The 12,804-nt window shown below is 55.1% G+C and carries 12 protein-coding genes and 1 tRNA gene; 6 read left to right on the top strand and 7 right to left on the bottom strand.

Features of this window, described 5'->3' with window-relative positions:
* Positions 1-21: 21 nt before the first annotated feature.
* Positions 22-98, bottom strand: a tRNA-Met gene (locus ACOTZB_RS14930).
* A gap of 208 nt (positions 99-306) precedes the next feature.
* On the opposite strand from ACOTZB_RS14930, the gene mltA reads away from it, so the two are divergent.
* A complete protein-coding gene (mltA, locus tag ACOTZB_RS14925) occupies positions 307-1,404 on the top strand; it encodes a murein transglycosylase A (protein ID WP_045332000.1) in 1,098 nt (365 codons plus the stop codon).
* Positions 1,405-1,479: 75 nt separating this feature from the next.
* Complete coding sequence (tcdA, locus tag ACOTZB_RS14920; protein ID WP_008499651.1) at positions 1,480-2,286, top strand: tRNA cyclic N6-threonylcarbamoyladenosine(37) synthase TcdA; 807 nt, start codon at positions 1,480-1,482, stop codon at positions 2,284-2,286.
* On the opposite strand, the gene csdE is transcribed toward tcdA, so the two are convergent.
* On the bottom strand, positions 2,277-2,723 hold the full coding sequence (csdE, locus tag ACOTZB_RS14915; protein WP_421627614.1) for a cysteine desulfurase sulfur acceptor subunit CsdE: 447 nt from the start codon (positions 2,721-2,723) through the stop codon (positions 2,277-2,279). The genes tcdA and csdE overlap by 10 nt on opposite strands.
* A complete protein-coding gene (gene csdA, locus ACOTZB_RS14910) occupies positions 2,723-3,928 on the bottom strand; it encodes a cysteine desulfurase CsdA (RefSeq protein ID WP_193805701.1) in 1,206 nt (401 codons plus the stop codon). The genes csdE and csdA overlap by 1 nt, the downstream gene beginning before the upstream one ends.
* A 192-nt stretch (positions 3,929-4,120) precedes the next feature.
* Here csdA and ACOTZB_RS14905 point away from each other — a divergent pair, with 192 nt between their 5' ends.
* The 4 genes from ACOTZB_RS14905 (at position 4,121) to rlmM (ending at position 7,143) form a co-directional block, all read left to right on the top strand.
* A complete protein-coding gene (locus tag ACOTZB_RS14905; protein ID WP_008499648.1) occupies positions 4,121-4,348 on the top strand; it encodes a YgdI/YgdR family lipoprotein in 228 nt (75 codons plus the stop codon).
* 349 nt (positions 4,349-4,697) lie between these two features.
* On the top strand, positions 4,698-5,615 hold the full coding sequence (gene gcvA, locus ACOTZB_RS14900) for a glycine cleavage system transcriptional regulator GcvA (protein WP_048976042.1): 918 nt from the start codon (positions 4,698-4,700) through the stop codon (positions 5,613-5,615).
* A 39-nt stretch (positions 5,616-5,654) separates the two neighbouring features.
* Complete coding sequence (locus ACOTZB_RS14895) at positions 5,655-6,050, top strand: DUF423 domain-containing protein (protein WP_023309031.1); 396 nt, start codon at positions 5,655-5,657, stop codon at positions 6,048-6,050.
* Complete coding sequence (gene rlmM, locus ACOTZB_RS14890; protein WP_111965427.1) at positions 6,043-7,143, top strand: 23S rRNA (cytidine(2498)-2'-O)-methyltransferase RlmM; 1,101 nt, start codon at positions 6,043-6,045, stop codon at positions 7,141-7,143. Before ACOTZB_RS14895 ends, rlmM begins: the two co-directional genes overlap by 8 nt.
* A gap of 107 nt (positions 7,144-7,250) precedes the next feature.
* On the opposite strand, the gene xni is transcribed toward rlmM, so the two are convergent.
* The 4 genes from xni to ppnN form a co-directional block, all read right to left on the bottom strand.
* Positions 7,251-8,006, bottom strand: a complete 756-nt coding sequence (gene xni / locus ACOTZB_RS14885) for a flap endonuclease Xni (protein WP_421627612.1) — start codon at positions 8,004-8,006, stop codon at positions 7,251-7,253.
* Between the two features lie 112 nt (positions 8,007-8,118).
* Positions 8,119-9,486, bottom strand: coding sequence for an L-serine ammonia-lyase (locus ACOTZB_RS14880; protein WP_033146431.1), 1,368 nt, complete (start codon positions 9,484-9,486; stop codon positions 8,119-8,121).
* Positions 9,487-9,551: 65 nt separating this feature from the next.
* A complete protein-coding gene (locus ACOTZB_RS14875) occupies positions 9,552-10,847 on the bottom strand; it encodes an HAAAP family serine/threonine permease (RefSeq protein ID WP_024909280.1) in 1,296 nt (431 codons plus the stop codon).
* Between the two features lie 514 nt (positions 10,848-11,361).
* Positions 11,362-12,726, bottom strand: a complete 1,365-nt coding sequence (gene ppnN / locus ACOTZB_RS14870) for a nucleotide 5'-monophosphate nucleosidase PpnN (protein ID WP_421627610.1) — start codon at positions 12,724-12,726, stop codon at positions 11,362-11,364.
* Positions 12,727-12,804: the final 78 nt, after the last annotated feature.

Below are 12,804 nucleotides of genomic sequence, written 5' to 3'. Positions count from 1 at the left end.
GATACTTCATCAAATTTTAATTGGTTGCGGGGGCCGGATTTGAACCGACGACCTTCGGGTTATGAGCCCGACGAGCTACCAGGCTGCTCCACCCCGCGTCCGTGGATGCGCACTATACTCGGATAGGTTTGTGATGCAACCCCTTTTTCACATTTATCATGATTTTGTATGCAAATTGAACGACATGGCGCTGTTTGGACTATTTTTTGCGCAAAATTTGCCAGAGGGCATGCGATCGCATTTCATTAGCCCTGTCGGTTTGTTATCTTCATCACGCGGAAATGGGCAACTTAAAGACGAGATATAATGAAAGGACGTTGGGCGAAGTATCTGATGGCGGGCGCAATGGTAGCGATTCTTGCGGCCTGTTCTTCCAAACCGACCGATCGCGGTCAACAGTATAAAGACGGGAAGTTATCCCAGCCTTTCTCTTTAGTTAATCAGCCTGATGCCGTTGGCGCACCGATTAATGCCGGTGATTTCTCCGAGCAGGTCTACCAGATCCGCAACGCGTCGCCGCGTCTGTATGGCTCCCAGAGTAGCGTGTATAACGCGGTCCAGGATTGGCTGAAAGCAGGTGGCGATACGCGCAACATGCGCCAGTTTGGTATCGACGCCTGGCAGATGGAAGGGGCCGATAACTACGGCAACGTCCAGTTTACCGGCTACTACACCCCGGTTATCCAGGCACGACACTCCCGTCAGGGAGAGTTCCAGTATCCTATCTACCGTATGCCGCCAAAACGCGGTCGTCTGCCGTCGCGCGCCGAGATCTACGCCGGTGCGCTGAGCGAAAACTACGTTCTGGCCTACAGCAACTCCCTGATGGATAACTTCATCATGGACGTTCAGGGCAGCGGCTACATTGATTTTGGCGACGGTTCACCGCTTAACTTCTTCAGCTATTCCGGTAAAAACGGCCACGCCTATCGCAGTATCGGTAAGGTGCTGATCGACCGCGGCGAAGTGAAGAAAGAAGATATGTCGATGCAGGCGATCCGCGAGTGGGGCGAGAAACACAGCGAAGCCGAGGTACGTGAGCTGCTGGAGCAGAACCCGTCTTTCGTCTTCTTCAAACCGCAAAACTTCGCGCCGGTGAAAGGGGCCAGCGCGGTTCCCCTGATTGGCCGCGCGTCGGTAGCATCGGATCGTTCGATTATTCCTGCAGGCACCACGCTGCTGGCTGAAGTCCCTCTGCTGGACAACAACGGCAAGTTCAACGGCCAGTATGAGCTGCGCCTGATGGTGGCGCTGGACGTCGGCGGGGCAATTAAAGGCCAGCACTTCGACATTTATCAGGGTATTGGCCCTGACGCAGGCCATCGCGCGGGCTGGTATAACCACTACGGACGCGTGTGGGTACTGAAGGCAGCGCCGGGTGCAGGAAACGTATTCAGCGGCTGATTGTGGTATTCTGAGCGCAATACGGATTACTGTTCAGGGTGAGGAAAACCTCACCCTTTTTACATCTGAGGTTTTATGTCTGTGGTAATCAGCGACGCCTGGCGCCAGCGTTTTGGCGGAACGGCACGTTTATATGGTGAAAAAGCCCTGCAGTTGTTTGCGGATGCGCACGTCTGCGTCGTGGGCATTGGTGGTGTGGGGTCGTGGGCGGCAGAAGCGCTGGCGAGAACCGGTATTGGCGCAATCACGCTGATTGACATGGATGACGTTTGCGTCACCAACACCAACCGTCAAATTCACGCCCTGCGTGATAGCGTTGGCCTGGCGAAGTCTGAGGTCATGGCGGAGCGTATCCGTTTGATTAACCCGGAGTGCCGCGTGACGGTGATCGACGACTTTGTGACGGCCGATAACGTCGCGGAGTACATGAGCAAAGGCTACAGCTATGTGATTGACGCCATCGACAGCGTGCGGCCAAAAGCGGCGCTGATCGCTTACTGCCGTCGCTATAAGGTGCCGCTGGTCACGACGGGCGGTGCGGGCGGGCAAATCGATCCGACGCAGATCCAGGTGGCCGACCTGGCGAAAACGATCCAGGATCCGCTGGCGGCCAAGCTGCGCGAGCGCCTGAAGAGCGACTTTAACGTGGTGAAGAACAGCAAAGGCAAGCTGGGCGTCGACTGCGTGTTCTCGACCGAAGCGCTGGTCTACCCGCAGGCGGATGGGTCAGTCTGCGCGATGAAAAGCACGGCAGAAGGGCCAAAACGAATGGATTGCGCCTCAGGTTTTGGTGCGGCCACCATGGTGACCGCCTCATTCGGCTTTGTAGCGGTGTCTCATGCCCTTAAGAAAATGATGGCGAAGGCGGAACGTCAGGCCTGAGCCTGACGTGCGGCGTCCAGTACCGCATCGCTGAGCGCGATCAGCCCCTGACCACGCGAGGCGCTGAGCTGCGCGCGCAGCCCCAGCTCATCAAATAACGCCAGCGGCGAATGCGCCAGCAGTTCCGCCGCGCTTTTCCCTTCCACAGCGGTCAACAATACGGCCAGCAGACCCCGGACGATGCGGCCTTCGCTGTCGCCGAAGAAGTGGAGCTTCTCGCCGGAGACGCTCACCCCCAGCCAGACGCGGTTTTCACAGCCTGCAATCTCTTTCGCCTGCGCTTTGAGATCGTCTGAAAGGGCAGGGAGCTGTTTACCCAGCAGGATCAGCTGTCGATATTTATCTTCCCACTGCTGGAGCGGGGCGAAGGTCTGTTTTAAGGTATCTTCTGTGATGACGGTGCCAAACGGATGTCCGGCTAAAGCAGCGCTAGTCATTAATCCACCAGTATTTCAAGGGCGCGGTCTACGGCGGCAACCAGCGCGTCGACATCGCTTTGGGTATTATACGGCGCAAACGAGGCGCGCAGCGTACCGTTAACGCCGAGCGCCGCCAGCAGCGGCTGGGCGCAGTGCTGTCCGGCACGCAGGGCAATGCCATATCCGGCCAGCAGTGTCACCATGTCGCTATGATGAACGCCCGCAAAATCAAAGGCGAGCAGGCTTGAGTCCTGAACGCGGAACGAGCGGAAGCCCGGGCGCTTTTTGAGCTCTTCCTCTGCCAGCGTCGCCAGCCCCCGGCTCCAGCTTTCAGCCTGAACAATGTCGGTTTCAGCCAGCCACTCCAGCGCCGCGCTTAAGCCAATCACCCCCGCCACGTTCGGCGTACCGGCCTCCAGGCGATAGGGAATATCCTGAGTTTTGAAGCCATCGAACGACACTTCGGTGATCATTTTGCCGCCACCGAGCCACGGCGTCATTTTTGCCAGCAGTTCTGGCTTGCCGTACAACGCCCCAATACCGGTTGGCCCGTAGAGCTTATGTCCTGAGAAGGCATAGAAATCGATATCAAGCGCCTGCACATCAGCGGGGAAGTGCACTACGCCCTGAGCGCCGTCGACCATCACGACCATCCCGCTGGCATGGGCTATGCGAATAGCCTGAGCCAGGTCCGGGCAACCTCCCGTGACGTTCGACATCTGTCCGAGCGCCAGAATGCGGCTGCGGGGGGTAATCAGCTCGGGGAGACGGGCCACATCGGGCAGAAGGTCTGCACCCAGTGGAAGCTTCACCACGCGCGCACCCGTTTGCTCGGCCACCATCAGCCATGGCACCAGGTTGGCGTGATGTTCCGCCTCGCTGACGACGATCTCATCGCCCGGCTGAAGCAGCGGGCGCGCGTAGCACTGGGCCACCATATTGATGGCTTCGGTCGTGCCGCGCGTCCAGACGATGTTTTTCCCGCTTTCGGCATTGATCAGGCGCGCGACCTGATCGCGTGCGGCTTCGTAGCGCGCGGTTAATCGCTGCGCTTCGGCAAACTGGCTGCGATGCACGTTCCCGGCGCTCAGGCTGTAGAACTGCTGCGTGGCCTCAATCACCGCCTGTGGCTTAAGGGCGGTGGCGGCGCTATCCAGGTAAATACCGGCATCGGCCAGGGCCGGAAACTGTGCGCGGAACTGCGCAGGACTGAAAGCGTTCATGGGATTCCTCATTTCAATATAGCGATCGTCGCGCAATTTCAGCGGCAGGGCAAGGAGGTTGATATCTATCAGAATTGTCTGCTTATCCTTACGACCTCAAAAAAGCAGGTTATGCTAAATAGTGTTAGGCGGATGTTTTAGCCTGTTATAAATCGAGGTTTGAATAGCATTAATTGCTAAAGGAGAATAATCATGAATAAGACAGCTGCAATCATTTCTGCCTGTGCGTTTACTTTTGCCCTGAGCGCGTGTTCTGGTAACAACTACGTGATGCACACCAACGATGGTCGTTCTATCGTTTCGGAAGGGAAACCGACTACCGATAATGATACCGGGATGATTTCGTACAAAGATGCTAACGGGAACAAGCAGCAGATCAACCGCACGGACGTGAAAGAGATGAAAGAGATCGAGCATTAACAGATCGCAGGCGAAAAAAAAGCACCGCAAATTGGCGGTGCTACATTAATCACTATGGACAGACAGGGTAAATGTACAGGAAGTGAAAAATTGGTAGCGTTGCTACCGTGGTCTGAATGGCAGACCAATTGCAAACACAACAACACAACATCACAACCGTAAGCCAAAAGCCCTTCAGAACACGCATTCCGAAAAAAGCTCTTCGTTCCGGCTCAGGAAGTGCCGCCACTATAGGTATTTGCTGGTAGTTCCTCAACGGACAAATTATAATGGCTCAGATAAAAAAAACTAATAGGTTAAACGTTGTTTCCTGTTTGTTAAAATCCGTTAACATCTAAGCCAGATAACCATGTCAAAGCGATTGCCACCCCTTAATGCATTACGTGTTTTTGATGCAGCAGCACGTCACCTGAGCTTCACCCGCGCGGCAGATGAGCTTTTTGTGACACAGGCCGCAGTAAGTCACCAAATCAAGTCTCTTGAGGATTTTCTGGGCCTTAAGCTGTTTCGTCGACGCAACCGTTCGTTGCTATTGACCGAAGAGGGGCAGAGCTATTTTCAGGATATTAAAGAGATTTTTTCCCAGCTTACGGAAGCCACGCGTAAGCTGCAGGCTCGCAGTGCAAAAGGTGCTCTGACCGTCAGTTTATTGCCCAGTTTTGCCATTCATTGGCTGGTGCCAAGACTCTCAAGCTTTAACTCAGCTTATCCGGGGATCGACGTTCGAATCCAGGCGGTAGATCGTCAGGAGGACAAGCTGGCCGATGACGTGGATGTCGCCATTTTTTATGGTCGCGGTAACTGGCCGGGCTTGCGCGTTGAAAAATTATACGCAGAATATCTACTGCCGGTCTGTTCTCCCCTGCTGTTAACAGGCGATAAGGCGCTGAAGTCACCCGCCGATCTGGCTCAGCATACGCTTTTGCATGATGCCTCTCGCCGCGACTGGCAAACTTATACCCGTCAATTAGGTCTTACACATATAAACGTGCAGCAGGGACCCATTTTTAGCCACAGTGCGATGGTGTTACAGGCTGCCATACACGGGCAGGGCGTGGCGTTGGCGAACAACGTCATGGCGCAGTCCGAAATTGAGGCAGGCCGCCTGGTTTGCCCTTTTAATGATGTACTGGTCAGCAAGAATGCGTTTTATCTGGTTTGTCATGACAGTCAGGCAGAACTGGGTAAAATAGCCGCCTTCCGGCAGTGGATACTGGCGAAAGCGGCAACCGAGCAAGAAAAATTCCGCTTCAGGTATGAACAATAACGTTTGTGTGCCGGGCACGCATCAACTCAGGACTTAAACATGACCAGCCGATTCATGCTGATTTTTGCCGCGGTGAGTGGCTTTATTTTTGTTGCACTGGGCGCCTTTGGCGCACATGTATTAAGCAAGTCTTTGGGCGCAGTAGAGATGGGCTGGATCCAGACCGGCCTTGAATATCAGGCGTTCCATACGCTGGCTATTTTTGGGCTGGCGGTGGCGATGCAGCGTCGTATCAGTATCTGGTTTTACTGGAGCAGCGTGTTTATGGCGCTGGGTACCGTGTTATTCAGCGGTAGCCTGTACTGCCTTGCGCTCTCACATCTGCGCCTGTGGGCGTTCGTTACACCTGTCGGCGGCTTCAGCTTCCTGGCGGGTTGGGTATTAATGTTTATCGGAGCTATCCGTCTGAAACGCAAGGGCGTTGTTCATGAATAAGGTTGTTTTATATTGTCGCCCGGGGTTTGAGAAAGAGTGCGCCGCGGAAATTACCGATAAAGCGGCGAAGCGCGAAGTCTTCGGCTTTGCCCGCGTAAAAGAGAACGCGGGCTATGTGGTATTCGAGTGCTATCAGCCTGAAGACGCAGACAAGCTGGCGCGCGAGCTGCCGTTCAGCTCGCTGATCTTTGCTCGCCAGATGTTTGTCGCGGGTGAGCTGCTGAAGGATCTTCCGCCGGAAGACCGCATCACGCCTATTGTCGGCATGCTGCAGGGCGTGGTGGAGAAGGGCGGCGATCTGCGCGTTGAAGTGGCGGATACCAACGAAAGTAAAGAGCTGATGAAGTTCTGCCGTAAGTTCACCGTGCCGCTGCGTGCGGCGCTGCGTGATGCGGGCGTGCTGACGAACTACGAAACGCCGAAGCGTCCGGTGGTGCATATCTTCTTTATCGCACCGGGCTGCTGCTATGCAGGCTATTCGTACACCACCAACAACTCTCCCTTCTTTATGGGCATCCCGCGTTTGCGCTTCCCGGCCGATGCGCCAAGCCGTTCCACGCTCAAGCTGGAAGAGGCGTTCCACGTCTTTATCCCGGCGGATGAGTGGGATGAGCGTCTGGCAAACGGCATGTACGCTGTCGATCTCGGCGCGTGCCCGGGCGGCTGGACCTATCAGCTGGTGAAACGCAATATGTGGGTATCGTCCGTTGATAACGGCCCAATGGCGCAAAGCCTGATGGACACCGGGCAGGTCACCTGGCTGCGTGAAGACGGTTTCCGCTATCGCCCGAACCGTAACAACATCTCGTGGATGGTATGCGATATGGTTGAGAAGCCGGCAAAAGTCGCCGCGCTGATGGCCTCCTGGCTGGTGAACGGCTGGTGTCGTGAGACCATTTTCAACCTCAAGCTGCCGATGAAAAAGCGCTATGAGGAAGTGTCGCAGAACCTGGCCTACATTCAGGAGCAGATGGATGAACACGGAATCAACGTGGAGATCCAGGCGCGTCAGCTGTATCACGACCGTGAAGAGGTGACGGTGCATATTCGTCGCTGGTGGGCTGCGGTCGGCGGACGTCGCGACGAGCGATAGTCCGCTGATTGCCCCTCACCCGGCCCTCTCCCCAAAGGGGCTAGGGGAAAAGACCGCACCGAGCAGTTCCCTCTCCCCTATGGGGAGAGGGTTAGGGTGAGGGGATATTAATGTTCTAACCGCAACTGCTGTAAATTCCCGTCCAGCTGCAAATCCGTCTGTAGCGTTGCGATCTCCCGGCAGGTAAACGCCATCTCTTTATGCGCTTCCAGCTTCTTGCGCCACTTTTCCGGTACCTCATCCAGACGGGCGTAAATCCCTTCCAGACTCTGAAAATCGGTCAGCAGCTGCGCGGCGCTCTTTGGCCCAATACCGGCGACACCCGGAACTTTAGAACTGCTGATGCCTGCCAGCCCCCAGTAATCCGGCAGTTGTTCAGGTGAGACGCCGAACTCGCTGGCAATAAACGGCGCGTCCAGCCAGCGTTTTTGAAAATAGTCGCGAATGCGGATAGTCGGCGAGAGCAGCTGGCAGTAGCCTTTGTCAGTTGAAACGATAGTGGCCTGATGCCCGGCACTGGCCACCTTGACGGCCAGAGTGGCCGCAAGATCGTCGGCTTCATTTCCCTGTGCGCCCCAGCAGGGAACGCCCCGCTGTTCAAATGCAGCGCGCAGCATGGGCAATTCAGCGTGAAGATCGTCCGGCATCGGGGCGCGTCCGGCTTTGTAGTCGGGCAGACGCTGGTGACGCCATCCCGTGTTGCGGGCTTCGTCATCAAATACCGCGACCGCGTGGGTGGGCTCACTGTGGCGAATAAGCTGTTCCAGTGCGTGCAGACAGGTGTCTTTACAAGGCGTCCCCTGTACCGCATGGATACGGCGGACCAGGTTAAGAGCATCGACGATAAGTAAATGAACGGCCACAGATAATCTCCCTTCTATCTCATGCGTGAAGGGTAACACTGTCAGCAGCGTGAAACTATGAATGGTGGGGAAAACAGGAAGAAGCCTCGCAAAACGAGGCTTCCTGAGAGGCTTAATCGCAGGTGACGATCTTCATCGCCAGGCCGCCGCGAGAAGTTTCGCGGTATTTGGCGTTCATATCTTTACCGGTTTCGTACATGGTTTCGATAACCTTATCGAGACAGACGCGCGGCTCGCTGGTTCGGCGCAGCGCCATACGTGCCGCGTTCACCGCCTTCACGGAGGCAATCGCGTTACGTTCGATGCACGGTACCTGTACCTGTCCGGCAACCGGGTCACAGGTCAGTCCCAGGTTATGTTCCATGCCGATTTCCGCAGCAATGCACACCTGTGTCGGGCTTGCACCCAGCAGTTCGGCCAGACCCGCCGCCGCCATGGAGCACGCCACGCCGACTTCACCCTGACAGCCCACTTCCGCACCGGAAATAGACGCGTTCATCTTATACAGCGAACCAATCGCACTGGCGACCAGCAGGTAGCGCGCCAGTGAGTTCGCGTTCACTTCACGGATAAACTTGTCATAGTACGCCAGCACCGCCGGAACGATACCGCAGGCACCGTTAGTCGGCGCGGTGACCACGCGGCCCCCTGCGGCGTTTTCTTCATTCACCGCCAGTGCGAACATGTTGATCCAGTCTACAACGGCCATCGGGTCCGTCGTCGTTTTGTCGGTGCTCACCAGCATACGGCGCAGCGCAGCAGCGCGACGCGGCACGCGAAGCTTGCCCGGCAGAACGCCTTCGGTGGTGATCCCGCGCTCAATACCGCCGCGCATCACTTCCCAGACGTTAGTGAAGTGCTGTTCGAGCTCCTCTTTGCTGTGAAGTGCCAGCTCGTTTTTCATCATCAGGCCGGAGAGGGAAAGGCCCGTCTCCTGGCAGTGACGCTGAAGATCCGCCGCCGTTTTGTACGGATACGGCACTTCGACAGAAGAGGTATTGGTTTGACCAAAGTGGTCTTCGTCGACGATAAAACCGCCGCCGATAGAGTAATACGTCTGGCTGTATACCGCTTTGTCGCCGGCCAGCGCGGTAATGCGCATGCCGTTTTCGTGCAGCGACAGGTTGTCCGCATGGAAATTCATGCAGTGGTCAACCGGGAATTCAACCTCATGCTCACCGTTCGCCAGCAGCAGGCGACCGTGGGTGTTCACATCCTGGATGAAGCCAGGGATCGCATCAATATCAACGGTATCCGGCAGATTTCCCGCCAGGCCCATGATAATGGCGATATCGGTATGGTGGCCTTTCCCGGTCAGGGAAAGCGAGCCGTATACATCGACAACCACGCGGGTAATGTCATGCAAGATGCCGCGTGCAATCAAGTCATCCGTGAACTGCTTACCGGCTTTCATTGGTCCGACGGTGTGAGAGCTGGAAGGACCAATACCGATTTTGAAGATATCGAATACGCTAATCATGATGCGTCCATTGCTTTCAGTCAGAGAGGGAGGAGTGCGCCGTCCGAAGACGGCGCGGGTGATAATCAGAACATGGTGTACAGGGAGTAGAAGATCGCAGAGATTGCGATAAGACCCATGATAACCACAAAGACGTTGCTCACATGACCGCTGTACTTACGCATAGCAGGGACTTTCTGAATCGCGTACATCGGCATCAGGAACAGAATCATCGCGATGACCGGGCCGCCCAGGGTTTCAATCATGCCCAGGATGCTTGGGTTCAGGGTCGCTACTGCCCAGGTGGTGAGCAGCATGAACAGCGCAGTGATTTTGTTCAGCTTGTTGATTTCAATGCTCTTGCCTTTACCGCGCAGAGATTTAATCACCATACCGTTGAAGCCTTCGCGCGCGCCGAGGTAGTGGCCCAGGAAGGATTTGGTGATGGCGATAATCGCGATGATTGGTGCCATCCACGCAATGACCGGTGCGTTAAAGTGGTTCGCCAGATAAGACAGAATAGAGATGTTCTGCTCTTTCGCTGCCGCCAGATCCGCCGGGGAGAGGCTCAGTACGCAGCTGAAGACGAAGAACATTACGGTCAGTACCATCATGATGTGAGCGCGCGCCAGGATGCTGGAGCACTTCTTCTCTGCGCCATTACCGTACTCTTCACGTTTCGCAACGGCGAAAGAAGAGATGATTGGAGAGTGGTTGAAAGAGAACACCATCACCGGAATCGCCAGCCAGAGGGTCATCAGCAGGCCGTTACCGGTTGCCGATGCGCTGCTCAGGGACAGGGTTTCCAGCGCTGCACCGTTCCACTGTGGGATCAGGTAGCAAGCCAGTACCATCAGAGCAATAACGAACGGGAAGACCAGTACGCTCATTGCTTTCACAATCATCTGCTCACCGAAGCGAACGATGGTCATCATGCCCACGATCAGGATCAGAGACAGAATGGCACGCGGCGGCGGCGTCATGTGCAGCTGGTGCATCATGAAGCTTTCAACAGTGTTGGTGATAGCCACGCTGTAGACCAGCAGAATAGGGTAAATCGCGAAGAAGTAGAGCAGGGTAATCAGTTTACCTGCGCCCACGCCGAAATGCTCTTCAACAACTTCAGTGATGTCTTCACCCGGGTTTTTACCGGACAGCACGAAGCGGGTCAGACCGCGGTGTGCAAAGAAGGTCATCGGGAAAGCAATGATAGCCATAATGATCAGCGGGATCAGACCGCCGACGCCTGCGTTGATAGGAAGGAACAGTACACCAGCGCCGATTGCCGTGCCGTAAAGGCCAAGCATCCACATGGTATCCGTTTTGCGCCAACCACTTCGGGATTCAATCGAAGCAACGGTGCTGGTTTGAGTGGTTTCCATCTGTATCTCCTGGAGGAAGCGAATTGTCAGGTTTTTAGTCAAATCCGATGAAAAAGTGCCTGACGGTAATATGAAATTCGTTCAGTGACGGTTTTTTAATAATTTTTGCCCGTAACTATTGGCGGGCGGAAAGATACATTCTAGTTATGAATCTATCAGTGATCCTGATCCCAAATGCAATAATCCACTTATGATGTGGGCATCTTTAGACCATTTATCTGTTAAAAAAACATCAAAGAGAATTTACGGGCGCGAAGGCTACCACCAACGACATGTGTGCTGAAAGACCGCCCCGTGATATAGGTGTCTTTCGCTGTAAAGAAATGGGTTTTTAGTATTTTCTGGCAGGTAATTTGGATTAAGGCTGATAATTTACGGTTGAAAAAACCAGGTAATCGTTTGCGTTTGCGCATAGTTTGTAAAAGACATAAGTGATGCGTATGAATTACCTCGGTAATAAAAAAGCCGGGACGCGCAACAGGGCGACCCGGCTTTGATCAGATGCTGCTGAGCGTTATGTGCAGATTTCGTAGCAAGGAATATAGGCTGATCCCGGCAGCTTCATGCGGTGCTGAGCGACAAAGCCCTGCAGCATGTCGTCCATGCGGCGCATCATCTCCGGGTCGCCGTGGATCTTGTATGGACCGTACTGTTCAATGGCGCGGATGCCCATCTCTTTCACGTTGCCCGCAACAATCCCGGAGAAGGCACGACGCAGATCGGCAGCCAGGACTTCCACCGGCTGGTCCGGGTAGAGTTTCAGGTTCGCCATATTTTCGTGCGTTGGCTCGAACGGGATTTGAAGGTCCGGCGCGATACGGATTGACCAGTTAAAGCTGTACGCATCGCCGGTATCGCGACGGTTTTCTTTTACCAGCGGCATCGCTTTTTTCATCTGGCGCGCCACTTCTGCGGCATCGTCAATGATGATGCGATAGTGACGACGCGCGGCTTCGCCCAGCGTGTGCACGATAAACTCGTCCAGCACGCGGAAGTAGTCGGCGCTCTCTTTTGGCCCGGTCAGGATCAGCGGCAGAACCTGATCTTTGTTGGCCGGGTTCATCAGAATACCCAGCAGGTAGAGCAGCTCTTCCGCTGTCCCTACGCCGCCCGGGAAGATGATAATGCCGTGGGCGATACGGACAAACGCTTCAAGACGTTTCTCGATATCCGGCATGATAATCAGCTCGTTAACCAGCGGGTTAGGCGGCTCAGCGGCAATGATTGACGGCTCGGTCATGCCGATAAACCGCCCATCTTTATAACGCTGCTGCGCGTGACCCACTGCGGCACCTTTCATTGGCGCTTCCATCGCACCCGGACCGCAGCCGGTACAGATATTCAGCTCGCGCAGGCCGAGCTGGGTGCCCACCCGACGCGCATAAAGGTATTCAGTTTCGTTAATGGAGTGGCCGCCCCAGCAGACGACCATGTTCGGCGCTTCGCCAACGTGCAGGGCACGGGCGTTACGCAAAATGGAGAACACCAGGTTGGTGATATGGACCGAGCTTTCCAGGTCGAGATGCTGGAAACGGCCTGCGTTGTGGATCTGCCCGTTAACAAACAGGATGTCACGCAGCACGGCAAACAGGTTAGCCTGAAGTGAACGAATGATGCGCCCGTCGACAAAGGCCTCTTCCGGCGGGTTGATGACTTCAAGCTTCACGCCACGCTCGCGGCGCAGCACGTTGATATCAAAGCTTTCGAAGCGGGACAGCAGTTCTTTACTGTTATCTGTCAGGCTTCCGGAGTTCAGAACGGCAAGTGAACAGTTACGAAACAGTTGATAAAGATCGCTGCTGGCCGTGCGCTTAAGCATGTCCACTTCCAGCTGCGACAACATATCCATTGAGCCAAGCGGGCTAATATGTGTAATCAAGTGAGCTCCTTACGGGACGATTATCGTCTTTCCCTGTTGATTACAATAGCCCTGGCGCGTGACGTTTCACAACCTAAA

It is taken from the genome of Enterobacter cloacae complex sp. SHL020 (assembly GCF_049236945.1).
Lineage (GTDB): Bacteria > Pseudomonadota > Gammaproteobacteria > Enterobacterales > Enterobacteriaceae > Enterobacter > Enterobacter dykesii.
This window is presented reverse-complemented; position numbering and strand designations above follow the sequence as displayed.

Bases quoted from the DNA above. Each gene is read 5' to 3' on its own strand.
- mltA (WP_045332000.1), top strand. From the start codon at position 307: ATGAAAGGACGTTGGGCGAAGTATCTGATGGCGGGCGCAATGGTAGCG.
- tcdA (WP_008499651.1), top strand. From the start codon at position 1,480: ATGTCTGTGGTAATCAGCGACGCCTGGCGCCAGCGTTTTGGCGGAACG.
- csdE (WP_421627614.1), bottom strand. From the start codon at position 2,723: ATGACTAGCGCTGCTTTAGCCGGACATCCGTTTGGCACCGTCATCACA.
- csdA (WP_193805701.1), bottom strand. From the start codon at position 3,928: ATGAACGCTTTCAGTCCTGCGCAGTTCCGCGCACAGTTTCCGGCCCTG.
- ACOTZB_RS14905 (WP_008499648.1), top strand. From the start codon at position 4,121: ATGAATAAGACAGCTGCAATCATTTCTGCCTGTGCGTTTACTTTTGCC.
- gcvA (WP_048976042.1), top strand. From the start codon at position 4,698: ATGTCAAAGCGATTGCCACCCCTTAATGCATTACGTGTTTTTGATGCA.
- ACOTZB_RS14895 (WP_023309031.1), top strand. From the start codon at position 5,655: ATGACCAGCCGATTCATGCTGATTTTTGCCGCGGTGAGTGGCTTTATT.
- rlmM (WP_111965427.1), top strand. From the start codon at position 6,043: ATGAATAAGGTTGTTTTATATTGTCGCCCGGGGTTTGAGAAAGAGTGC.
- ACOTZB_RS14880 (WP_033146431.1), bottom strand. From the start codon at position 9,486: ATGATTAGCGTATTCGATATCTTCAAAATCGGTATTGGTCCTTCCAGC.
- ACOTZB_RS14875 (WP_024909280.1), bottom strand. From the start codon at position 10,847: ATGGAAACCACTCAAACCAGCACCGTTGCTTCGATTGAATCCCGAAGT.